This is a genomic window from Pseudomonas sp. SWRI77, assembly GCF_014269105.1.
GTDB lineage: Bacteria > Pseudomonadota > Gammaproteobacteria > Pseudomonadales > Pseudomonadaceae > Aquipseudomonas > Aquipseudomonas capeferrum.
The window spans coordinates 388,427-410,278 of record NZ_JABWRV010000001.1 but is presented as its reverse complement, the minus strand read 5'-3'; the positions used below and the strand labels follow the sequence as shown (position 1 = coordinate 410,278).

The 21,852-nt window shown below is 64.7% G+C and carries 19 protein-coding genes; 10 read left to right on the top strand and 9 right to left on the bottom strand.

What is annotated here, in order from left to right:
• Positions 1–7 precede the first annotated feature (7 nt).
• From pyrR to gshB, 5 genes are all read right to left on the bottom strand, one after another.
• Positions 8–526 (bottom strand): bifunctional pyr operon transcriptional regulator/uracil phosphoribosyltransferase PyrR, encoded by a 519-nt coding sequence (gene pyrR / locus HU766_RS01855; RefSeq protein WP_033701917.1) that lies wholly within the window; start codon positions 524–526, stop codon positions 8–10.
• A 46-nt stretch (positions 527–572) separates the two neighbouring features.
• Positions 573–998 carry a Holliday junction resolvase RuvX gene (gene ruvX, locus HU766_RS01850; RefSeq protein ID WP_033701916.1) on the bottom strand — a complete coding sequence of 142 codons (426 nt, stop codon included), beginning with the start codon at positions 996–998 and terminating at the stop codon, positions 573–575.
• The gene (locus tag HU766_RS01845; RefSeq protein ID WP_033701915.1) at positions 998–1,567 is read right to left on the bottom strand and encodes a YqgE/AlgH family protein; all 570 of its coding nucleotides are present in this window, start codon (positions 1,565–1,567) and stop codon (positions 998–1,000) included. Before HU766_RS01845 ends, ruvX begins: the two co-directional genes overlap by 1 nt.
• 89 nt (positions 1,568–1,656) lie before the next feature.
• Positions 1,657–2,562 (bottom strand): energy transducer TonB, encoded by a 906-nt coding sequence (locus HU766_RS01840; protein ID WP_033701914.1) that lies wholly within the window; start codon positions 2,560–2,562, stop codon positions 1,657–1,659.
• 91 nt (positions 2,563–2,653) lie between these two features.
• Positions 2,654–3,607 carry a glutathione synthase gene (gshB, locus tag HU766_RS01835; protein ID WP_033701913.1) on the bottom strand — a complete coding sequence of 318 codons (954 nt, stop codon included), beginning with the start codon at positions 3,605–3,607 and terminating at the stop codon, positions 2,654–2,656.
• 241 nt (positions 3,608–3,848) lie between these two features.
• On the opposite strand from gshB, the gene HU766_RS01830 reads away from it, so the two are divergent.
• The 7 genes from HU766_RS01830 to HU766_RS01800 all read left to right on the top strand — a co-directional run bounded on the left by HU766_RS01830 (position 3,849) and on the right by HU766_RS01800 (position 13,470).
• Positions 3,849–4,250, top strand: coding sequence for a response regulator (locus HU766_RS01830; protein WP_033701912.1), 402 nt, complete (start codon positions 3,849–3,851; stop codon positions 4,248–4,250).
• 46 nt (positions 4,251–4,296) lie between these two features.
• The gene (gene pilH, locus HU766_RS01825; RefSeq protein ID WP_186652859.1) at positions 4,297–4,662 is read left to right on the top strand and encodes a twitching motility response regulator PilH; all 366 of its coding nucleotides are present in this window, start codon (positions 4,297–4,299) and stop codon (positions 4,660–4,662) included.
• Complete coding sequence (locus HU766_RS01820; protein WP_033701910.1) at positions 4,659–5,213, top strand: chemotaxis protein CheW; 555 nt, start codon at positions 4,659–4,661, stop codon at positions 5,211–5,213. The genes pilH and HU766_RS01820 overlap by 4 nt, the downstream gene beginning before the upstream one ends.
• A gap of 47 nt (positions 5,214–5,260) precedes the next feature.
• Positions 5,261–7,285, top strand: a complete 2,025-nt coding sequence (locus HU766_RS01815) for a methyl-accepting chemotaxis protein (protein WP_189673100.1) — start codon at positions 5,261–5,263, stop codon at positions 7,283–7,285.
• A 9-nt stretch (positions 7,286–7,294) separates the two neighbouring features.
• Positions 7,295–12,238, top strand: coding sequence for an Hpt domain-containing protein (locus HU766_RS01810; protein ID WP_186652851.1), 4,944 nt, complete (start codon positions 7,295–7,297; stop codon positions 12,236–12,238).
• Positions 12,231–12,704, top strand: a complete 474-nt coding sequence (locus tag HU766_RS01805; RefSeq protein WP_033701907.1) for a chemotaxis protein CheW — start codon at positions 12,231–12,233, stop codon at positions 12,702–12,704. The genes HU766_RS01810 and HU766_RS01805 overlap by 8 nt, the downstream gene beginning before the upstream one ends.
• Before the next feature lie 148 nt (positions 12,705–12,852).
• Positions 12,853–13,470 (top strand): hemolysin III family protein, encoded by a 618-nt coding sequence (locus HU766_RS01800; RefSeq protein ID WP_033701906.1) that lies wholly within the window; start codon positions 12,853–12,855, stop codon positions 13,468–13,470.
• 8 nt (positions 13,471–13,478) lie between these two features.
• Here the strand turns inward: HU766_RS01800 and HU766_RS01795 are convergent, their stop codons facing one another.
• The 3 genes from HU766_RS01795 to HU766_RS01785 all read right to left on the bottom strand — a co-directional run bounded on the left by HU766_RS01795 (position 13,479) and on the right by HU766_RS01785 (position 16,346).
• Entirely contained in the window at positions 13,479–14,198 is a 720-nt protein-coding gene (locus HU766_RS01795; protein ID WP_186652849.1) for a 16S rRNA (uracil(1498)-N(3))-methyltransferase, read from the bottom strand.
• 170 nt (positions 14,199–14,368) lie between these two features.
• Complete coding sequence (locus HU766_RS01790; protein ID WP_033701904.1) at positions 14,369–15,775, bottom strand: adenosylmethionine--8-amino-7-oxononanoate transaminase; 1,407 nt, start codon at positions 15,773–15,775, stop codon at positions 14,369–14,371.
• A gap of 79 nt (positions 15,776–15,854) precedes the next feature.
• A complete protein-coding gene (locus HU766_RS01785) occupies positions 15,855–16,346 on the bottom strand; it encodes a hypothetical protein (RefSeq protein ID WP_047582241.1) in 492 nt (163 codons plus the stop codon).
• A gap of 210 nt (positions 16,347–16,556) precedes the next feature.
• Here HU766_RS01785 and HU766_RS01780 point away from each other — a divergent pair, with 210 nt between their 5' ends.
• From HU766_RS01780 to HU766_RS01770, 3 genes are all read left to right on the top strand, one after another.
• Positions 16,557–18,428, top strand: coding sequence for a flavin monoamine oxidase family protein (locus tag HU766_RS01780; protein WP_186652847.1), 1,872 nt, complete (start codon positions 16,557–16,559; stop codon positions 18,426–18,428).
• A gap of 191 nt (positions 18,429–18,619) precedes the next feature.
• Positions 18,620–19,171, top strand: a complete 552-nt coding sequence (locus HU766_RS01775; protein WP_186652845.1) for a cytochrome b — start codon at positions 18,620–18,622, stop codon at positions 19,169–19,171.
• A gap of 31 nt (positions 19,172–19,202) precedes the next feature.
• The gene (locus HU766_RS01770; RefSeq protein WP_033701900.1) at positions 19,203–19,778 is read left to right on the top strand and encodes a YceI family protein; all 576 of its coding nucleotides are present in this window, start codon (positions 19,203–19,205) and stop codon (positions 19,776–19,778) included.
• Between the two features lie 118 nt (positions 19,779–19,896).
• Here the strand turns inward: HU766_RS01770 and HU766_RS01765 are convergent, their stop codons facing one another.
• Positions 19,897–21,795 carry a DEAD/DEAH box helicase gene (locus HU766_RS01765; protein ID WP_186652843.1) on the bottom strand — a complete coding sequence of 633 codons (1,899 nt, stop codon included), beginning with the start codon at positions 21,793–21,795 and terminating at the stop codon, positions 19,897–19,899.
• Between the last annotated feature and the right edge of the window lie 57 nt (positions 21,796–21,852).

Below are 21,852 nucleotides of genomic sequence, written 5' to 3'. Positions count from 1 at the left end.
GGGACTCTTAAAGGGCGGAAGCGGAGGCGAGGTCCTGTCGCTCGAGGGCGAGCGGTGCGGGTCCGGTCAATTTTACCCGTTCATGGGCCGCCAGCGACAGGGTGGCACCGAGCACATTGGGACGAATCGGCAGTTCACCGGCGTCAAGGTCGAGCAGGCAGACCAGGGTGACGCTGGCCGGACGGCCGTAATCGAACAGTTCGTTGAGCGCGGCGCGAATGGTGCGGCCGCTCATCAGCACGTCGTCGATCAGCACCAGGTGCTGGCCTTCGATTTCGAATGGCAGGTCGGACGGGCGCACCTGCGGGTGCAGGCCGTTCTGGCTGAAGTCATCACGGTAGAACGACACATCCAGGGTGCCCATGGGGCTGGTATCGCCCATTTCTTCCTGCAGCGCCTGGGCGACCCAGACGCCGCCCGTGCGGATGCCGATGAAGCGCGGCTCGGTGATAGCACGGCGGGCCAGGTGGGCGCGAAGGTCGACAGCCATCTGCCGGATCAGATCGGCGGGATTGGGTAGGCTCATTGCGTGCTCCTCGGGGGCCGCCGGCTTGGCCCGGCGGCAAAGATGATCAGGTGTTGGCCTCCAGCCAGCCTTGCAGCAGCAGGGCGGCGGCAATGGCGTCGACCGGGTTGTCGCGGTAGCTGCCGCGCTGGCCGCCTCGGCTCAGGCGTTCGCCCTTGGCCTCGAAGGTGGTCAGGCGTTCGTCGTGGGTGTGCACGGGCAGGTTGAAGCGGCCGTTCAGGCGCCGGGCGAACTTCTCGGCGCGCGCGCTCATTTCACTCGGCGTGCCGTCCATGTTCAACGGCAGGCCGACGACGATGGCGTCGGGTTTCCATTCGGCGACCAGTTTTTCCACCTGGGCCCAGTCCGGTACACCGTTTTGCGCCTTCAGGGTGCACAGCTCGCGGGCTTGGCCCGTGATGACCTGGCCAACGGCCACGCCGATCTGTTTGGTGCCGTAGTCAAAGCCCAGCAGCAGGCGTAGTTCGGCCATCAGGCGTGGCCCGCCTGGCTGGTCAGCAGGCTGAGGTTGATGCCAAGGCTGGCGGCCGCGGCGTTCAGCCGCTGGTCACTGGCAAGGCCGAAGATGATGTCGGCGTCGAACGGGCAGTTGAGCCAGGCATTGTCGGCCAGCTCCGCTTCCAGTTGGCCTGCTTCCCAGCCAGCGTAACCCAGGGTGATCAGGCTGTTTTGCGGCCCGACGCCTTCGGCGATGGCAAACAGCACATCCTGCGAGGTGGACAACGACAGGCCCTGCAGTTCGACGGTGGCCTGGTAGGTGCACTCGCTGGAGTGCAGCACGAAACCGCGATCGGTCTGCACCGGGCCACCTTGGTAGATCGGCACGTGCAAGGTGCTGGCCGGCGGTTCGTCGTCCGGGCGCAACTGCTCGAGGATGTCGCCCAGGTTGAGCTCCTGCGGTCGGTTGACCACCAGGCCCATGGCGCCATTGGCGTTGTGCTCGACGATGTACGTGAGGGTCTGGGCAAAGTTCGGATCGGCCATGTGTGGCATGGCGATCAGGAACTGATGCTTGAGGTAGCTCGGGGCGAGGGTTTTCATGGGGGATAGTGTGGCGCCAGGTGGCGAGGCTGACAAGGTGGTTTGTGTCGCCTGTGCTTGCTCCGCGCAAGGGCCGGCACAGGCGTAAATCAATTACTGGACAACCGGTCCCCACGGGCAAACCGCCAGGTACGAATGATCTCCAGCCGGTCATATTCGGCCAGGTCGCCGGTAAAGGGCGCAAACGGCGCCGCCAGCCTGACGATGCGTTGCGCGGCCTGGTCCAGCACCGCTTGCCCGGACGACTCCAGCACCAGCACCTCGTAGAGCGAGCCATCGCGGTTGATCGACACCATCATGCGCAGGTTGCCGTAGATCTGCTGGCGCCGCGCTTCGTCGGGGTAATTCAGGTTGCCCACCCGCTCGACCTTCTTGCGCCACTCTTCCTTGTACCAGGCGCCCTTGTCGCGCATGGTCGATGCGGCATTCAGGCGATGGATGCGCGGGCGCTTGGCGTACAGCTGCTGTTCGTTGGACAGCTCCGCTTCAAGGCTGGCGATCTGGCTGGACAGCTGCGAGCTGTCAAAATCGGGCGTCGGCGTTGCCGGCTTGGGCTGCGCCTTGCTTTCCTTGGGCTTGGGCTCGACTTTATGAGGTTTGGCGGCCTGGGTCACCACCGCCGACTTCTCGGGCGTGGGCGGCGGCACCACTTCGGGCCTGGCTGCAGGCGGCGGCGTGACTTTGTTGATCTTGCTGTCCTGGAAGGGGGCGACCTCGGTGGTCTTGGGCACCGCCTTCTTCTCCAGGGTACCGCTGCCTTGCTGGTTGTCCTGGGCCTGGTAGTCAGCCTTCTCGGGCGCTTTCTCGCTTTTGAAGGTGGCCAGGGTGATGTCCATGGTGTGACGGATTTCGGCAGGCTTGACCACGCTGAAGCCGACGCCAAGGATCAGCGCCAGGTGCACCAGGGCAGCCAGAAACAAGGTAAAGCCAAGCCGGTCCACCGGGCGAACGCGGGGTGGCAGCAGGTCGGAGGGGATGTCAGCGGGCAGCGTCATCAGGTATCCAGCAACCGCAGGGCGGGGCAGCGGGTCAGGTAAAAGGGACCCGCATCATACCCCACTCTGGGTTTATGCCGCGCGTTGCCGGTCAGCGCGCCTTCAGCTGGCGATCAATGGCGTCCATCAATTGCCCGCCGATATCGGTGCCGAAGGCGTTGTCGATCTCGCGGATGCAGGTCGGGCTGGTGACGTTGATTTCGGTGAGGTAGTCGCCAATCACGTCCAGGCCGACGAACAGCAGGCCTTTTTCGCGCAAGGTCGGGCCGACCTGGGCTGCGATCCAGCGGTCACGCTCGCTCAGCGGGCGCGCTTCGCCACGGCCACCGGCGGCCAGGTTGCCACGGGTTTCGCCGCTGGCCGGGATGCGCGCCAGGCAGTAGGGCACCGGCTCGCCGTCGATCATCAGGATGCGCTTGTCGCCGTCCTTGATCGCCGGCAGGTAGGCCTGCGCCATGATCTGCTGCGCGCCCAGCGCGGTCAGGGTTTCGAGGATCACCGACAGGTTGGGGTCGCCGACCCGGTGGCGGAAGATCGAGGTACCGCCCATGCCGTCCAGCGGCTTGAGGATTACATCGCCATGCTGGGCGGCGAACTCACGAATGATGTCCGGGCGGCGGCTGACCAAAGTCGGTGGCGTGCACTGCGGGAACAGCGTAGCGAACAGCTTTTCGTTGCAGTCGCGCAGGCTTTGCGGGCGGTTGACCACCAGCACGCCGTCGGCCTCGGCCTGCTCCAGCAGGTAGGTGCTGTAGACGAACTCCATGTCGAACGGTGGGTCCTTGCGCATCAGGATCACGTCCAGCTCGGCCAGGGTGCTGTCCTGCTCCTCGCCCAGTTCGTACCAGCGAGCCGGGTCGGCGAATACCTTCAGTGGGCGCATCCGCGCACGCGCCTTGCCTTCGCCCTGGTACAGGTCGCGCTGTTCCATGTAGAACAGGCTCCAGCCGCGTGCCTGGGCGGCCAGCAGCATGGCCAGCGAACTGTCCTTCTTGTAGGAGATGGACGCGATGGGGTCCATGACAATGCCGAGGCGAACGCTCATGGGGGGGTCCTCTTTGGCGGCGTGCAGCCGCGATGGATCGAAAGAAAAGTGGCTCAGGGTGGCGCCGGGAGCGCCGATGGTCAAGGGGCGCAGCAGATGGAATGGCCACCCGGAGTATGCTAAAAATGCAGCTGCAAGCCTTAAGCTACAAGCCTCAAGAAAACAGCATCCATGCGCCGAGCCGCTGTTCTTGTAGCTTGCCGCTTGCAACTTGCAGCTTCATTCCTATTGGTAGGCGTCTATGGAACAACCCCTGAAGGTGATGGTGATCGACGACTCACGCACGATCCGCCGTACCGCGCAGATGTTGCTCGGCGAAGCGGGTTGCGAGGTGATTACCGCCAGCGATGGCTTCGATGCCCTGTCCAAGATCGTCGACCACCAGCCACAGATCATCTTCGTCGATGTGCTGATGCCGCGCCTGGACGGTTACCAGACCTGCGCCGTGATCAAGCACAACAGTGCCTTCAAGGACATACCGGTGATCCTCCTGTCGTCGCGCGACGGCCTGTTCGACAAGGCCCGCGGGCGGGTGGTGGGGTCCGACCAGTTCCTCACCAAGCCGTTCAGCAAGGAAGAACTGCTCGATGCGATCAGGGCCCATGTGCCCGGTTTTGCCGAACACCAACAACACGCACCCTGACCGCGTCCGCCATGGCGCGGTCTTTCTTTCCTGATGGGGAAACAGCATGGCCCGAGTTCTGATTGTCGACGACTCGCCGACAGAGATGTACAGATTGACCGAATGGCTGGAAAAGCACGGTTACGAGGTGCTCAAGGCCAACAACGGTGCCGACGGCGTGGCCCTGGCGCGTCAGGAAAAGCCCGACGCGGTGCTGATGGACATCGTCATGCCCGGCATGAACGGCTTCCAGGCCACCCGCCAGTTGAGCAAAGACTTGGAAACCAGTGCCATCCCGGTGATCGTGGTCACCACCAAGGACCAGGAAACCGACCGCATCTGGGCCACCCGCCAGGGCGCTCGCGACTTTTTGACCAAACCGGTCGAAGAGGACGCGCTGATCGCCAAGCTCAAAGCAGTGCTGGGGGCTTGACCACCCGCCCGCAGGGCGCGTCGCTGACCGCCTTCGAGTTGTTGCTGGACATCGACCGGCGCTGCCGCCTGCTGGTGGCGGACCAACCCCCGCAGGACACCCGCCTGCAGCAGTGGAGCGGGATCGGCTTTCGCATCGCCGGGCAATGGTTCGTCGCGCCCATGGGCGAAGTCGCCGAAGTGCTGCGCGAGCCGCGCAGCAGCCGTGTGCCGGGGGTGCAACCCTGGGTCTGCGGGGTGGCCAACCTGCGCGGGCGGTTGTTGCCGGTCATGGACCTGAGCAGTTTCTTCGGGCTCGGCCCGGCGGCGCCCGGCAAGCAGCGGCGGGTGCTGGTGCTCGACCACGAAGACTTGTTCGTCGGCCTGCTGGTGGACGAGGTGCTGGGCCTGCAGCACTTTGCCCTGAGCAGCCTGGAACTGTCACCGCCGCAGCCGTTGATCCGCGCGGCTGCCCGCTTCGTGCAGGGGCACTTCCCGCGTGAACGCAACTGGGCGATCTTCAGCCCCTTCGCCCTGGCCCAGGCGCCGGGCTTTCTCGATGTGGCGTTATAGGACCTGCGAACGTGAACAACCCCGCCACCCGTGCTACCGCAACGCCCATGGCTCCGCGCACGCGCAGCATCGCGCAGATCACCGTGCTGTTTCTGATCCTGATCCTGTCGATCATCCTGCTGTTCGCCAATTTTGCCTACCTGAGCACCCAGTCCAACTACGACAAGCAGTACATCGGCCATGCCGGCGAGCTTCGCGTGTTGTCCCAGCGCATTGCCAAGAACGCCACCGAGGCGGCGGCCGGCAAGGCCTTGGCGTTCAAGCTGCTGTCGGATGCACGCAACGATTTCGAACGGCGCTGGAGCTACCTGCGTGAAGGCGACAAGTCCACCGGCCTGCCGGCGGCGCCAATCACGGTGCGCGATGAGATGGAGGCGGTGCGCCAGGACTGGGAGAACCTGCGCAAGAACACCGATACCATTCTGGCCAGTGAGCAGACGGTGTTGTCCCTGCACCAGGTGGCCGCGACCCTTGCCGAGACCGTGCCGCAATTGCAGGTCGAATACGAAAAAGTGGTCGAGATCCTGCTGCAGAGCGGCGCACCGGCCAACCAGGTGGTGGTGGCCCAGCGTCAGTTGCTGCTGGCCGAACGCATCCTCGGCTCGGTCAATACCGTGCTGGCCGGTGATGACACCGCGGCCCAGGCCGCCGACGCCTTCGGCCGCGATGCCGGGCGCTTTGGCCAGGTGCTCGAGGGCATGCTCGGCGGCAACCCGGCCATCCAGGTGACCCGCGTCGAGGACGCCGATGCGCGGGCGCGGCTGGCCGAAATCGCCGAGCTGTTCCAGTTCGTCGCAGGCTCGGTTGACGAAATCCTCGAAACATCGCCTGAGCTGTTCCGCGTGCGCGAAGCGGCGGGCAACATCTTCAGCCTGTCGCAGACCCTGCTCGATGAGGCCTCGCACCTGGCCAACAGCTTCGAGAACCTGGCCGGCGGGCGCACCCTCGATACCGTCGGTGGCTACGCCCTGGGCCTGTTGGCGCTGGCCTCGATCATCCTGATCGGCCTGGTCATGGTGCGCACCACCAACCGGCAGTTGCGCGAGACGGCGGAAAAGAACGAACGCAACCAGCAGGCGATCATGCGCCTGCTCGACGAAATCGAAGAGCTGGCAGATGGCGACCTGACCGTGACCGTGTCGGTTACCGAGGACTTCACTGGCGCCATCGCCGACTCGATCAACTATTCGGTCGACCAGCTACGCGACCTGGTCGCCACCATCAACCACAGCGCCGTACAGGTGGCCGCTGCCGTGCAGGACACGCAGAACACCGCCCGCCAACTGGCCAAGGCGTCCGAACACCAGGCCGAGCAGATCAGCGAGGCGTCCGAGGCGGTGGGCGACATGGTCGAGTCGATCGACCGGGTTTCGGCGCATGCGTACGAGTCGGCCAAGGTGGCCGAGCGCTCGGTGGCGATTGCCAACAAGGGCAACGAGGTGGTGCACAACACCATCAACGGTATGGACAACATTCGCGAGCAGATCCAGGACACCGCCAAACGGATCAAGCGCCTGGGTGAATCGTCCCAGGAGATCGGCGACATCGTCAGCCTGATCGACGACATTGCCGATCAGACCAATATCCTCGCCCTCAACGCGGCGATCCAGGCGTCGCTGGCCGGTGAAGCCGGGCGCGGGTTTGCGGTGGTTGCCGACGAGGTGCAGCGGCTGGCCGAACGGTCGTCGTCGGCCACGCGACAGATCGAAGCGCTGGTACGGACCATTCAGGCCGATACCAACGAGGCGGTGATCTCCATGGAGCAGACCACCGCCGAAGTGGTACGCGGCGCGCGCCTGGCCCAGGATGCCGGGGTGGCGCTGGCGGAAATCGAAGGGGTGTCACAGACCCTGGCCGAACTGATCCACAGTATTTCCGACGCGGCCCAGTTGCAGACGTCTTCTGCCGGGCAGATTTCCCACACCATGGCGGTCATCCAGCAGATCACCGCACAGACATCGGCAGGGTCCGGCGCCACGGCCGACAGCATCCGCCACCTGGCACGCATGGCCAGCGAAATGCGCCGGTCGGTCTCTGGTTTTACCCTGCCGGCACCCGCCGAGCCGCGCTGAGGAATGCCCATGGCTTCTGCTGCTGTAAGCCCCGAGCGCCACGAAACGGTAGCGCTGGCCTGGACCAAGGCCGCCATCCTCGACTGCCTGGGCCAGGCGCGACAGGCCCTGGAGCGCTTTGCCGGCGAGCCGGGCGACTTGTCCATGCTGGCGTTCGTGGTCGACAACCTGCACCAGGTGCACGGTTGCCTGCGCATGCTCGAACTGCGCGGCGCGACGCGCCTGGCCGAAGAGCTGGAGCTGTTCGCCCGGGCCTTGGCCGAGGGCCAAGTCAGCCCTCGGGGTGACTGCCTGGGGGCATTGTTCCGAGGCCTGGAGCAACTGCCGTCGTACCTGGAGCGGCTGCGCGGCGCCCGCCACGACCTGCCGTTGGTGATGCTGCCGTTGCTCAACCAACTGCGCGCCTGCCGTGGCGTGGAGCCCCTGGCCCAGGCCAGCCTGATCAGCGGCACGGCGCAGCGCTTTGCCGGTTCCGACGATTTGGCCAACCTCGACCTGTCGCTGGGCAACTGGCGGGAGCAGATGCAGGCCGGGCCCGGTCGCGATGCCTTGCGCTCGGTGGTGAGCGCGCTGTGCGACGACCTGATGCGTATCAAGGAGCGCCTGGACCAGTTCGTGCGTGGCGGCCTGCCGCACAGTGAACAATCGCAAGCCTTGCTCGCCCCCTTGCGCCATGTCGCCGACACCCTGGCGGTACTGGGCTTCCAGCAGCCGCGGCGGGTGATCATCGACCAGGTGCTGGCGCTGCAGGCCCTGGCACCGGGCGAGGGCTCGGTGGATGACGCGGTATTGATGGATGTGGCGGGTGCCCTGTTGTATGTGGAGGCGACGCTCAATGGCATGGTCGGCCCGCTGGAAGAAAGCGGCCAGGGCGGCATGCCGGGCTCGGACCTGGCCGAGATCCGCCAGTTGGTGCTGAGCGAGTCGCTGGCGGTCTTGCAGCAGGCCAAGGACTTGATCGGTGATTGCCTGGAGTCCGATTGGCCGCGGCAACGCCTGCAGCCGCTGCCGGGGTTGCTGCAGCAAGTGCGCGGGGCGTTGGCGATGCTGATGCTGCCCGGGCCAGCCGAGGTCTTTGCCGGGTGCGCGAGCTACGTGCAGCGCTGGTTGCAGCACCTGGACGTCGAGCCACCGGCCGATGAGCTGGCACACCTGGCCGACGCCCTGAGCGCTGCCGAGTGCTATCTGCAATGGCGGGTGGCCGACCCGCTGGCCGATGGCCAGCCCTTCATCGACATGGCGCGTGTCAGCCTGGCGGCGCTGGGCGTGACGTGCCTGGTCAGCGAAACGGGCCTCGGCCTGGACGACAACGGCGACGGCATCGATGACGAGCTGCGCGAAGTGTTCCTGGAAGAAGCGGGTGAGCTGCTGCCGGAAATCGAACGCCAGTGGTTGCGCTGGCGGGCCGACAACCAGCAGCGCGATGCCTTGCTGGAGGTGCGCCGCGCGCTGCATACGCTCAAGGGCAGCGGCCGAATGGTGCATGCCGAGGCGGTGGCGGAACTGGCCTGGGGCGCGGAGCACTTGCTCAACCGCATGCTCGAAGGCCGTATCGTGCTTACCCCGGAAGGGGTGGTGGCCTTGCAGCAGGCGTTCGTGCACCTGCCGGACCTGTTGTCCGACTTTGCTGCCGGGCAGTTGCCGCAACTGACCGAAATCGAGCAACTGGCCGGGCATCTGCACGCGCTGGCCGAAAACGATGCGCCACCCGCCGCCGACATCGATGGCCTCGACCCACAATTGCTGGATATCTTCCGCAACGAGGCGCACGGCCACCTGGACAGCCTTGAGGCATTTTTGCAGGGCGCCGAGGGCCAGGACACGCCGGTCAGCGACAGCCTGCAGCGTGCCCTGCATACGCTAAAGGGCAGCGCTGCGATGGCCGGGGTGATGCCGGTCGCCGAGCTGGCCACCGCGTTCGACCGCCTGGCGCGCGAGTACAAGGGCCACCAGTTGCCCCTGCAAGTGGCCGAGCTCGAATGGCTGGAAGCGGGGCGTTCACTGTTCCACTTGGGGCTGGCACAACTGGACAGCACGCCGTTGGCGGCCATCCCCGGCGCTGGCGATTTGATCGAGCAGGTCGGCCAGGCGGTGGATGTGCGCCTGGCCAGCCTGCATGAAGATGCCCAGCCTGGGCGACGCAGCAAGCGCGACCCGCAGCAGACCGCCAGCTTCCTGGCCCAGGCCATGGACATTCTGCTCGACGCCGAGTCGTTGCTGTCGCGTTGGCAGGAGCAGCCGGGCCAACGCGGGCCCCTGGATACCCTGCTTGATGAGCTGACCAGCCTTGGCCATGCGGCGCACCTGGCCGACCTGTGGCAGATGGACGACGTCTGCGAGGCCCTGCTCGATGTCTATGGCGCCGTGGAGGAGGGCAGCCTGGCCGCCGACCCGCGCTTTTTCGCCCACGCGCAATCGGGCCACGAAGCCCTGCTCGACATGCTCGACGAAGTGGCCGCAGGGCAAGAAATTTCGTCCCGGCCAGCACTGGTCGACAGCTTGCGCAGCCTGTTGGCGCAGGCCCTGGCCCCGGACGCCACCGGCCTGGTAGGTATCGATTCGGTCACGCCGCTGCACCCCGACATGGAGCTTGGCTTGGGGCTGTCGCGCCCTGCGTTGCTGCCGGCTGCAGGCGACGTGTCGGCCGAGGAGCCCGACAGCCCAGGCGACAAGGAGCTGCTGGACGTCTTCCTCGAAGAAAGCTCGGACATCGTCGAGAGCGCTGCGGCGGCCTTGGCGCGCTGGCAGGCTGACCCGCGCAACAGCGTCGAGGTGGAAAACCTGCTGCGCGACCTGCACACCCTCAAAGGGGGCGCGCGCATGGTCGAGATCGCCGCCATTGGCGACCTGGCCCACGAACTGGAATTTCTGTACGAACTGCTTGCCGCCGGCCGCCTGCCGCCGAGCCCGCCCCTGTTTGCCCTGTTGCAGAATTGCCATGACCGCCTGGCGCACATGCTCGATGCCGTGCGCCTGGGGCAGCCGCTGCACGCGGCCACGGCGCTGATCGACTACATCCGCAACTTCAGCAGCGCGGCCCTGACCGACAGCGCCGCAGGCCAGGGGCCGCAGGAAGCTACGGCCCTCGAGGCGCCCGTGGCGGCACCGGAGCGGGTGGCGGGTGACATGGTCAAGGTCGATGCCGAACTGCTCGACGACCTGGGCAACCTGGCCGGTGAGCATTCGGTCATCCGTGGCCGCATCGAGCAGCAGGTCAACGATGCCCAATTCACCCTCAACGAAATGGAAACCACCCTGGAGCGCATGCGCGACCAGCTGCTGCGCCTGGACGTCGAGACCCAGGGGCGAATCTCCAGCCGGCAGGCGTTCGAGGGCGACGCCTACGACGACTTCGACCCGCTGGAAATGGACCGCCACTCGCAGTTGCAGCAGCTGTCACGGGCCTTGTTCGAGTCGGCGTCCGACCTGCTCGACCTGAAGGAAACCCTGGCCCAGCGGGCACAGGAGGCCTATAGCCTGTTGCAGCAGCAGGCGCGGGTGAACAGCCAGTTGCAAGAAGGCCTGACCGCCACCCTGATGGTGCCGTTCGAACGCTTGGTGCCGCGCTTGCAGCGCGTAGTGCGCCAGGTTGCCAGTGAGCTGGGCAAGCAGGTCGAGCTGGTGGTCGGCAATGCCGAGGGCGAGCTGGACCGCAGCGTGCTCGAACGCATGGTGGCGCCCCTGGAGCACATGCTGCGCAACGCTGTAGACCATGGCCTGGAAAGCCGCGAAGCGCGCCTGGCGGCGGGTAAGCCCGAGCACGGCACGATTCACCTGAACCTGTTGCACGAAGGCGCCGACATTGTCATCGAGATGACCGACGACGGCGCCGGCGTGCCGTTGGAGGCGGTGCGGCGCAAGGCGATCAAGCGTGGCCTGCTGGACCCGCAGGCGCACTTGAGCGACCACGAGGTGTTGCAGTTCATTCTGCGCCCCGGTTTCTCCACCGCCGAGAAGATCACCCAGATATCCGGGCGTGGCCTGGGCATGGACGTGGTGCACGAAGAGGTCAAACAGTTGGGCGGCTCGATGACCATCGAGTCGGCCCAGGGCAAGGGCGCGCGCTTTTTGATCCGGCTGCCGTTCACCGTGTCGATCAACCGTGCGCTGATGGTGCACCTGGGCGAGGACCAGTACGCGATCCCGCTCAATACCATCGAGGGCATCGTCCGCGTGCCGCCGGCGGAGCTGGCGGCCTGTTACCAGCTGGATACCCCGCAGTACGTCTACGCGGGCCACACCTACGCGTTGCGCTACCTGGGTGAGCTGCTGCAAGGGTTGCCACGGCCCAGCCTGCTTGGCCAGAGCGTGCCGCTGCCAGTGCTGCTGGTGCATTCCCAGGAACAGTCGTTCGCGATCCAGGCCGACAGCCTGTCGCCTAGCCGCGAGATCGTGGTGAAGAGCCTCGGCCCACAATTCGCCGCGGTTGCCGGGTTGTCTGGGGCGACCTTGCTGGGTGACGGCCGGGTGGTGCTGATTCTCGACCTGCTTGGCCAGTTGCGTGGTCAGCAAAGGCGCCTGGCGCGCCTGCCGGGTGGAGGCGATGCGCAGCGCCAGCTGTTCGGCCCGGCGCCGCGACGGGCACTGCTGGTGATGGTGGTGGACGATTCGGTGACGGTACGCAAGGTCACCAGCCGGCTGCTGGAGCGTCATGGCATGAACGTACTGACGGCCAAGGACGGGGTCGATGCCATGGCGCAGCTGGAAGAGCATCGCCCCGATGTGTTGCTGCTGGATATCGAGATGCCGCGCATGGACGGTTTCGAGGTGGCCACGCGCATCCGCCGTGACGAGCGCCTGAAGGGCTTGCCGATCATCATGATTACCTCACGCACAGGGCAGAAGCACCGCGACCGTGCCATGGCCATCGGTGTCAACGAGTACCTGGGCAAGCCTTATCAAGAGTCTGTGTTGTTGCAGAGCATCGCCCATTGGAGCCAGGCCCATGCTTGAACTTATCTCCAGCCAGCGCAGCAGCCTGACCGGCCTGTTGCTGCCCTTGGGCGACCGGACTTTGGTCTTGCCCAATGTTGCCGTGGCCGAACTGATCGCCCAGCGCAACCTGCTGTGTCAGCGTGGCGAGCCTGCCTGGCACCTGGGCTGGATCGACTGGCGCCAGCAACGGTTGCCGCTGATCGGTTTCGAGGCGGCGTGCGGGGGGGATACCCCGTGTGGTGAGCGGGCACGTATCGTGGTGCTCAATGCGCTGGGCGATACCGGGCTGCGTTACCTGGCGGTATTGCTGCAGGACATCCCGCGTTCGTGCAAGCTCGACAGCCAGCTCAACTACGTGGACGTGGCGCTGGGCAGCCTGGAGTTGGCAGCGGTGCAGGTGGGCGAGCAGGTGGCGCGGGTGCCGGATCTGGTGGCGCTGGAGCGCTTGGTGCGTGACGCGCAATTGCAACCTGAGCCTGGATAATAGGGCGTTTGATCGGGCCTCTTCGCGGGGCAAGCCCGCGCCCACAGGCACAGCGTTTTGTCCAACCTGAGGGAGCGGGCTTGCCCCGCGAAGAGGGACGAACGGAACACCTCAGGAACCCAGCCCGCCAAAGGAGGTCTGTGTTTGCATGTATTACGGTGAACGCTTCAACGCCTGGACCCACCTGGTCGGTGCCGTCCTGGCCTGCATAGGTGCCATCTGGCTGATCGTCGTCGCGGGCCTGCAGGGCGACCCCTGGAAGATCGTCAGTTTCTCCATCTACGGCGGCACGCTGCTGCTGCTGTACAGCATCTCCACCCTCTACCACAGCACGCGCGGGCGGGCGAAGGTGATCATGCGCAAGCTCGATCACCTGTCGATCTACCTGCTGATCGCCGGCAGCTATACGCCATTCTGCCTGGTCAGCTTGCGTGGGCCTTGGGGCTGGAGCCTGTTCGGGGTGGTGTGGGGGCTGGCGGTAATCGGCATGCTGCAGGAGATCAAGCCCCGCTCCGAGGCGCGGGTGCTGTCCATCATCATCTATGCGGTGATGGGCTGGATCGTCCTGGTGGCGGTCGACCCGCTACTGCGCAGCCTCGGCACCGCCGGCTTCGCCTGGCTGGCGGCCGGCGGCGTGTTCTACACGGTGGGCATCATCTTCTTTGCCTTCGACAGCCGTTTTCGACACTGGCACGGCATCTGGCACCTGTTCGTGATCGCCGGCAGTGTGATGCACTTCATTGCCGTGTCGTTCTACGTGCGCTAGGCGCTGGGTTAAAAGTCGCCCCACAACTGCTGTGCCACCGACAACGCCACCACTGGCGCGGTTTCGGTGCGCAGCACGCGTGGGCCGAGGCGGGCGGCGTGGAAGCCGGCGGCCTTGGCCTGGTCGACTTCGGCGTCGTTCAGGCCACCTTCGGGGCCAATCAAGAAGGCCAGGCGTGACGGCGTGGCGTGGCTGGTCAGCGGTTCGGCCACCGGGTGCAGCACCAGTTTCAGGTCGGCCTCGGTGTGCTTGACCCATTCGGCCAGTGTCACCGGCGAGTGAATCAACGGCACGCTCGACCGGCCGCACTGTTCGCACGCACTGATGGCCACCTGGCGCCAGTGGGCCAGGCGTTTGTCGGCGCGTTCGTCTTTCAGGCGGACTTCACAGCGTTCGCTGACGATCGGGGTAATTTCATTGGCGCCCAGTTCGGTGGCTTTCTGGATCGCCCAATCCATCCGTTCGCCACGGGACAAGCCCTGGCCGAGGTGGATGTGCAGCGGCGATTCGGCCTGGCCGGCAAGGGTCTGGTCCAGTGCTACGCGCACGGTTTTCTTGCCGACTTCGAGCAATTGGCCGCGAAACTCCTGGCCGCTGCCGTCGAACAGTTGCACGGCATCGCCCGGGGCCATGCGCAGCACGCGGCCGATGTAATGGGCCTGGGCCTCGGGCAAGTCATGCTCGCCAAGGCTCAGGGGGGCGTCGATGAAGAAGCGGGACAGTCTCATGGTTAAGCTCAGAAAGTGAAGAAGTCATCGACCCTTGTAGGAGCGGCCTTGCGTCGCGAAAGGGGCGCGCAGCGGCCCCAGGTTCTGTGGCGCAACACATATCGCCGGGGCCGCTGCGCGCCCCTTTCGCGACGCAAGGCCGCTCCTACCAGGGAATGCGTGGTGTTGGGTTAGCCCGGGTCGCGGAAATCGGGGTGGAAGTTGGCCGGCACCGCCACGCTGACGCTGTCTCGCGTGGCGATGTCGATGCCTTCACTGGCCACCTCGGCAAGGAAGTCGATCTGCTCGGGCGTGATCACGTACGGCGGCAGGAAGTACACCACGCTGCCCAGCGGGCGCAGCAAGGCGCCACGGGTCAGGGCGTGCTCGAAGACCTTCAAGCCACGGCGTTCCTGCCAGGGGTAGGCGACCTTGCCAGCCTTGTCCTGGACCATCTCGATGGCCAGGGCCATGCCGGTCTGGCGGATCTCGGCCACATGCGGGTGATCGGCCAGGTGCGCGGTGGCCGTGGCCATGCGTGCGGCCAGGGGCTTGTTGGCCTCGATCACGTTGTCCTGCGCGAAAATATCCAGCGTCGCCAGCGCGGCGGCGCACGCCAGCGGGTTGCCGGTGTAGCTGTGCGAGTGGAGGAACGCGCGCAGCGTCGGGTAGTCGTCGTAGAAGGCCTGGTACACGGTGTCGGTGGTCAGGCACGCCGCCAGCGGCAGGTAACCCCCGGTCAGTGCCTTGGACAGGCACAGGAAATCTGGACGGATACCCGCCTGTTCGCAGGCGAACATCGTCCCTGTGCGGCCAAAGCCCACGGCGATTTCGTCGTGGATCAAGTGCACGCCGTAGCGGTCACAGGCTTCGCGCAGCAGCTTGAGGTAGATCGGGTGGTACATGCGCATGCCGCCCGCGCCTTGGATCAGCGGCTCGATGATGACCGCGCTGATGCTGGCGTGGTGTTCGGCCAGGGTCTGCTCCATGGCCTGGAACAGGTTGCGCGAGTGTTCTTCCCAGCTCATGCCGTCGGGGCGCAGGTAGCAATCCGGGCTGGGCACCTTGATGGTATCGAGCAGCAGCGCCTTGTAGGTTTCGGTAAACAGCGGCACGTCGCCCACCGACATCGCGGCAATGGTTTCGCCGTGGTAGCTGTTGGTGAGGGTGACAAAGCGCTTCTTCTCGGGTTTGCCGATGTTCTGCCAGTAATGGAAGCTCATCTTCAGCGCGACTTCGATGCAGGACGAGCCGTTGTCGGCGTAGAACACCCGGTCCAGCCCCGCCGGGGTCATGGCGACCAGGCGTTCGGACAGCTCGATTACCGGCTGGTGGCTGAAGCCGGCCAGGATCACGTGTTCCAGCTGGTCGACCTGGTCCTTGATGCGCTGGTTGATGCGCGGGTTGGCATGGCCAAACACGTTGACCCACCAACTGCTCACGGCGTCCAGGTAGCGTTTGCCTTCGAAGTCTTCAAGCCACACGCCTTCACCGCGCTTGATCGGGATCAGCGGCAACTGCTCGTGGTCTTTCATCTGGGTGCAGGGGTGCCACAGGACCTTAAGGTCACGTTGCATCCACTGATCGTTGAGGCCCATGGGTACTTCTCCTGGCTGCACTGCTGGCTTGGACCGCGTAAGCCTAAGCAAAGCTGCCGGGTAGGACAACCGCTGCTCATCAATGACGCTGGGTGCCGGTCCATTCGAGCTTGCGAATATGTACGGTGCCGGCCTGCGAGGTGGAAATGGTCAGGCGCCGGAAAGGCCCGTCGATGACCTGGTGATAGGGTTGTGTGGAGATGGGGCCGGGCATCAGGTCCGTAAAACCGCTGCCTTCGATCGTGATCCAGTAGAAGTTGCGTGGCGCGGGAGCAGCCAGGTCGTAATCGTGGCCTTCGGCATCGAACAGCATGTGCAGGTCGTCACAAAGGAAGTCGCTGACCACGTAGTACTCCAGTCGCAAGCATTCGACCTCTTGGGCGAAGGTGATATCCACATCGCTGTTTTCGCCAATTACCAGTTCCGTGCCATCGTCGCCCCTGAACGCTTCGTGAAAGCCCGTCCAGGATGTGCTGTTGGCGCGAATACTCAGGCCAGATGCCGTGCACAAGGTTTGTTTGTGCCAGAGAAATTGCCGTGCGACGTGAGTGAAACACTCCTCGAAGATCATCTGCAGGCCCTCCTGGCGGGCGCTTGGCCATTCGCGTCAGCATCGCCTGCCGTGGTGCGAGCTGGCTACTGACAAAAATGTCAGTTGCCAAAAGGACTTGATGTCGCTGTGGTGGCAGGGTTGGCAGACCTGACGTATTCTTAACGCATCTGTCTCGGGGCATTTCTGCCTCCCTTTTTTTCTGAAACGTCTGACTCGGAGTTCGCCAACATGGCTGCTGCTTGGGTGCGCCTGTGCGCGTTGGTATTGATCGGTGTGTCCAGCGGCGCCGCGCTGGCGAAGGACAAAACGCCCACGGCCATCGTCGTGGGTGGTGGCCTGGCGGGCCTTACCGCAGCCTACGAGCTGCAGAACAAGGGCTGGCAGGTGACGCTGCTGGAAGCCAAGTCAGGCATGGGCGGCCGCTCGGGGCTGGCGACCAGCGAGTGGATCGGCAATGCCAAGGCGCAGCCGGTGCTCAACCAGTACCTCGACCGTTTCAAGCTTGAAACACTGCCTGCGCCGGAGTTCGTGCGCACGCCGGGTTACCTGATCGACGGTGAGTATTTCAGTGCCACCGACCTGGCCACCAAGCAGCCCGCCACCGCCGAGGCGCTCAAGCGCTATGAGAAAACCCTCGATGACCTGGCCCGGTCGATCGACGACCCGCTGAACCCCCAGGCGACCAGCACATTGTTCGCCCTCGACCAGATCAACGTTTCCACCTGGCTCGACAAGTTGCAACTGCCGGCCACCGCGCGTCAGCTGGTCAACCAGCAGATCCGTAGCCGCTACGATGAGCCGTCACGCCTGTCGCTGCTGTACTTCGCCCAGCAGAATCGCGTGTATCGGGGTGTCAGTGACCGTGACCTGCGCGCCGCGCGCCTGCCCGGTGGCAGCCCGGTACTGGCTCAGGCTTTCGTCAAACAGCTGAAAACTATCAAGACCAGCTCGCCGGTCACCGCCATCGTCCAGGACAAGGACGGCGTCACGGTCAAGGTGGGCAGCGTGGGCTACCAGGCCGATTACCTGGTCATGGCTGTGCCCCTGCGCGCCCTGGCCAAGATCCAGATGACCCCGGGCCTGGACAACCAGCACCTGGCGGCGATCAAGGGCACCAACTATGGCTGGCGCGACCAGCTGATGCTCAAGTTCAAGAAGCCGGTGTGGGAAAGCCGGGCGCGCATGTCTGGCGAAATCTTCAGCAACGCCGGCCTGGGCATGCTGTGGATCGAACCGGCACTCAAAGGCGGCGCCAACGTGGTGATCAACCTGTCCGGCGACAACGCCCGCCTGCTGCAGGCGTTCGGTGACAAGCAGATGGTCGACCAGGTGTTGATCCGCCTGCACGCGTTTTATCCACAGGCCCGTGGCTCGTTCACCGGCTACGAGGTCAAGCGCTACAGCACCGACGCCGGTATGGGCGGCGCCTACCTGGCCTATGGCCCGGGGCAGATCAGCAAGTACTGGCGCCTGTGGGAGCGCCCGGTGCAGCGCATCACCTTTGCCGGCGAGCATACCGACGCCCTCTACCCTGGCACCCTGGAAGGCGCTCTGCGCAGCGGCCAACGTGCGGCCAGCCAGGCACAGGACCTGTTGGCCGGCAAGTCATTCGACCCCGCCAAGGCTGTGCCGGTTGCGGCCGCAGCCGCAGCAGGTGCTGCTGCGGCCAAGGACAAGGGCGGGTTCTTCTCGAACATGTTCGGTGGCGGGTCCGGCAAGACCGACAAGTCTGAAAAAGCCCCCGCCAAGGCCGAGCCGCTGAAAGATGAGGCCAAGCAGGACAAGCCAGGGTTCTTCTCGCGCCTGTTTGGCGGGGCTGACAAGCCCGAGGTGAAAGCCGAGCCGCTTGCCAAGGCCGACGAAGTGGCACCGGCGCCTGCTGCGCCAACCCCCGTTGCACCGGCAGTTGAGGCCAAGCAAGAGGCGGCCAAGCCTGCTGCCGCCAAGCCCGCCGCAACCAAGGTAACCCCTGCCAAGCATGCGCCAGCACACAAGCCGGCGGCAAAACAGGCGCACAAGCCTGTCGAGGCTAAAAAGGCCACGGCAAAATCGGCGCCGGCCAAGAAGCCCGTGGCCGATACCCAGGCCAAGGCAGGCTGACCTCCGCCCAGTGCCGGCTCAAGGGCCGGCACTGGCGGCCCGCGTTAATCCAACTATCGTTAATGTTTCCTTAATGGGAAGCTTACACAATACATATCGGATTTCTCGATAATCCGAAGCAATTTTTTCCGCTTTTATTCGATACGTTACGCGTTAGTCTGTGCACAGCTTTCACGGGGAAACACGCCAACATGCAACTGCGCAATTCACCTTCTCGCTACGGCGTGGTCAGCATCATCCTGCACTGGGGTGTAGCGCTGGCAGTCTTCGGCCTATTCGGCCTGGGGCTGTGGATGGTCGGTCTGGACTACTACGACCCTTGGCGCAAAGCCGGCCCGGACTTGCACAAAAGCATCGGCCTGATGCTGCTGGGGGTGATGCTGCTGCGTCTGATCTGGCGTTTCATCAGCCCGCCACCGCCGGCGCCGGCCAACCACGGGGCACTTACCCGCGTGGCCGCCAAACTGGGCCATCTGGCACTGTACGTGGGGCTGTTCGCGGTGATGATCGCCGGTTACCTGATCTCCACTGCCGACGGCGTCGGTATTCCGGTATTCGGCCTGTTCGCAGTACCGGCACTGGTCAGCGACCTGCCCGATCAGGCGGACCTGGCTGGTGTGATTCATCTTTGGCTGGCCTGGGGCCTGGTGATTTTTGCCGTGCTTCATGGCCTGGCAGCATTGAAACACCATTTCATCGACCGTGACGCGACCCTGACCCGTATGCTGGGCCGCAAAGCTTGACTCTCAACCTCAATTGCAAGGAATAGAAAGGATGTTGAAAAAGACTTTTGCCGCTCTGGCGCTCGGTACTGCACTGTTCTCCGCTGGCGCCATGGCCGCCGAGTACAAGATCGACAAGGAAGGCCAGCACGCGTTCGTCGACTGGAAGATCAGCCACCTGGGCTACAGCTTCATCCACGGTACTTTCAAGGACTTCGACGGCAACTTCACTTGGGATAGCGCCAAGCCTGAAGCGAGCAAGATCAGCGTCGATGTGAAGACTGCCAGCCTGTGGTCCAACCACGCCGAGCGTGACAAGCACATCGCCAGCAAAGACTTCCTCGATGTGGGCAAGTTTGCAGACGCCAAGTTTGTTTCCACTGCCGTCAAATCGACCGGTGACAAGACCGCTGACGTGACCGGTGACCTGACCCTGCACGGCGTGACCAAGCCGGTCACCTTCAAAGCCACCTTCAACGGTGAAGGCAAGGACCCATGGGGTGGCGAGCGTGCTGGCTTCAACGCCACCACCACGCTGAACCTGAATGACTTTGGCATCAAGGGGCCAGGCGCGACTTCGCAGACCGTGGACCTGGATATCAGCCTTGAAGGCGTGAAGCAGAAGTAATGTGTTGTAGCTGAAAAAGCTGGGGCCGCTGTGCTGCCCTTTCGCGACACGAGGCCGCTCCTACACAGAGCGGCCTTTTGCCGTGAAAGGGCCGCGCAGCGGCCCCAGCTTTTTACGATCAGCGGTTGCGAGTCAGCAGCGCCGGGCGCTCGCCACGTGGGCGGCTTGGCAGATCGTCCAGTTGCTCAGGCGTCGGGTAACGGTCGAGCTTGGATTCCTTGCGGATGATCACCGGCTGGTTCTGCGGCTCACGCGAGCTGCGCACTGCAGGTTCCTGACGGGCAGCATCATCGCGAGCCGGGCGACCACGGCCACCGCCACCGCCACCGCCATCACGGCGTGCACCGCCACCGTTGTTGTTGCGCGGTGGGCGCTTCTCGCCGCTGGTGCTGCGTGGCTGGGCGCCATTGCGAGCTTGGCCACCGCCACCACCGTTGCTGCGCTGGGCAGCACCTTGGCTTTGGCCTGCGCCAGTACCAGCGCCACCACCACCAGGACGACGGTTACGCCCCTGGTTCTTGCCCTGGTACGGGCTGACGTAGTCGGCGCGGTTGCCGAAGTTGTCGACTTCGTCATCCAGGAACTCATCCGGCGCACGGTCAGATGGCGCTTTGGGGGTGCTGTTCTGGCTGGCTTGCTGCTGGCGTGGCTTGTTGTCACGCGGCTTGCGCTGCTGCGGCTTGTCGCCGGACCTTTCCTTCTCGGCAGGCTTGTCGGCAGCGGGCTGCTTGGCCTTGCCTTTATCCTTGCCTTTGTCCTTGCGGCCACCGTTGGCGTCTTTGCCGCCTTCGCCGCGTGGCTGGTTGCGACCGCCACGGCCGGTGTTCTGCGGGCGTTCGCGTACTTCAGGCTTCTCGGCTTCCACCTGGCTTGCATCAAAGCCCATCAGGTCGCCATCGGCAATCTTCTGCTTGGTGACCCGCTCGATGCTCTTGAGCAGCTTCTCTTCGTCTGGCGAGACCAGGGAAATAGCCTCACCCGAACGGCCTGCACGGCCAGTACGGCCGATACGGTGCACGTAATCTTCTTCGACATTGGGCAGCTCGAAGTTGACCACGTGGGGCAACTGATCAATGTCCAGGCCGCGGGCGGCGATGTCGGTGGCAACCAGCACCCGTACGGCATTGGCCTTGAAGTCGGCCAGGGCTTTGGTGCGGGCGTTCTGGCTCTTGTTGCCGTGGATGGCGGCGGCGGTCAGGCCGTGCTTTTCCAGGTACTCGGCCAGGCGGTTGGCGCCGTGCTTGGTACGGGTGAACACCAATACCTGTTCCCAGGCACCCAGGGTGATCAGGTGTGCCAGCAGTGCACGCTTGTGGCTGGCGGGCAGGCGGTAGATGCGCTGCTCGATGCGTTCGACCGTGGTGTTGGGCGGCGTGACTTCGATGCGCTCCGGGTTGTGCAGGAGCTTGTCGGCCAGGTCGGTGATGTCTTTGGAGAAGGTGGCCGAGAACAGCAGGTTCTGGCGCTTGGTCGGCAGTCGGGCGAGGACCTTCTTGACGTCGTGGATGAAGCCCATGTCGAGCATGCGGTCGGCTTCATCGAGGACCAGAATTTCTACATGGGACAGGTCAACCTTGCCTTGACCGGCCAGGTCGAGCAGGCGACCAGGGCACGCCACCAGGACGTCGACACCTTTGGCGATGGCCTGGATCTGCGGGTTCATGCCGACACCGCCGAAGATGCAGGCGCTGACCAGTGGCAGGTCACGGGCATAGACCTTGAAGCTGTCATGCACCTGGGCCGCCAGTTCGCGGGTCGGGGTCAGGACCAGTACGCGGGGCTGGCGTGGGCCATGGCGCTGCGACTTGTCGGGGTGGCCACCGGGGAACAGGCGCTCGAGGATCGGCAAGGCAAAACCGCCGGTTTTACCAGTACCTGTCTGTGCGGCGACCATCAGATCGCGGCCTTGCAACACGGCGGGAACAGCCCGCTGTTGCACCGGAGTCGGCTGGGTATAGCCCGCAGCCTCGATAGCGCGGACAAGAGCCTCGGAGAGACCGAGGGAAGCAAAGGACATGGGCGATCCTGTTCTCGTGTGGGCTGGGCCCGTTGGGATGTTCTGCCTGGCGCGACG

Coding starts and splice junctions, on each gene's coding strand:
- pyrR (WP_033701917.1), bottom strand. CDS start 526: ATGAGCCTACCCAATCCCGCCGATCTGATCCGGCAGATGGCTGTCGAC.
- ruvX (WP_033701916.1), bottom strand. CDS start 998: ATGGCCGAACTACGCCTGCTGCTGGGCTTTGACTACGGCACCAAACAG.
- HU766_RS01845 (WP_033701915.1), bottom strand. CDS start 1,567: ATGAAAACCCTCGCCCCGAGCTACCTCAAGCATCAGTTCCTGATCGCC.
- HU766_RS01840 (WP_033701914.1), bottom strand. CDS start 2,562: ATGACGCTGCCCGCTGACATCCCCTCCGACCTGCTGCCACCCCGCGTT.
- gshB (WP_033701913.1), bottom strand. CDS start 3,607: ATGAGCGTTCGCCTCGGCATTGTCATGGACCCCATCGCGTCCATCTCC.
- HU766_RS01830 (WP_033701912.1), top strand. CDS start 3,849: ATGGAACAACCCCTGAAGGTGATGGTGATCGACGACTCACGCACGATC.
- pilH (WP_186652859.1), top strand. CDS start 4,297: ATGGCCCGAGTTCTGATTGTCGACGACTCGCCGACAGAGATGTACAGA.
- HU766_RS01815 (WP_189673100.1), top strand. CDS start 5,261: ATGGCTCCGCGCACGCGCAGCATCGCGCAGATCACCGTGCTGTTTCTG.
- HU766_RS01810 (WP_186652851.1), top strand. CDS start 7,295: ATGGCTTCTGCTGCTGTAAGCCCCGAGCGCCACGAAACGGTAGCGCTG.
- HU766_RS01805 (WP_033701907.1), top strand. CDS start 12,231: ATGCTTGAACTTATCTCCAGCCAGCGCAGCAGCCTGACCGGCCTGTTG.
- HU766_RS01800 (WP_033701906.1), top strand. CDS start 12,853: ATGTATTACGGTGAACGCTTCAACGCCTGGACCCACCTGGTCGGTGCC.
- HU766_RS01795 (WP_186652849.1), bottom strand. CDS start 14,198: ATGAGACTGTCCCGCTTCTTCATCGACGCCCCCCTGAGCCTTGGCGAG.
- HU766_RS01790 (WP_033701904.1), bottom strand. CDS start 15,775: ATGGGCCTCAACGATCAGTGGATGCAACGTGACCTTAAGGTCCTGTGG.
- HU766_RS01785 (WP_047582241.1), bottom strand. CDS start 16,346: ATGATCTTCGAGGAGTGTTTCACTCACGTCGCACGGCAATTTCTCTGG.
- HU766_RS01780 (WP_186652847.1), top strand. CDS start 16,557: ATGGCTGCTGCTTGGGTGCGCCTGTGCGCGTTGGTATTGATCGGTGTG.
- HU766_RS01775 (WP_186652845.1), top strand. CDS start 18,620: ATGCAACTGCGCAATTCACCTTCTCGCTACGGCGTGGTCAGCATCATC.
- HU766_RS01770 (WP_033701900.1), top strand. CDS start 19,203: ATGTTGAAAAAGACTTTTGCCGCTCTGGCGCTCGGTACTGCACTGTTC.
- HU766_RS01765 (WP_186652843.1), bottom strand. CDS start 21,795: ATGTCCTTTGCTTCCCTCGGTCTCTCCGAGGCTCTTGTCCGCGCTATC.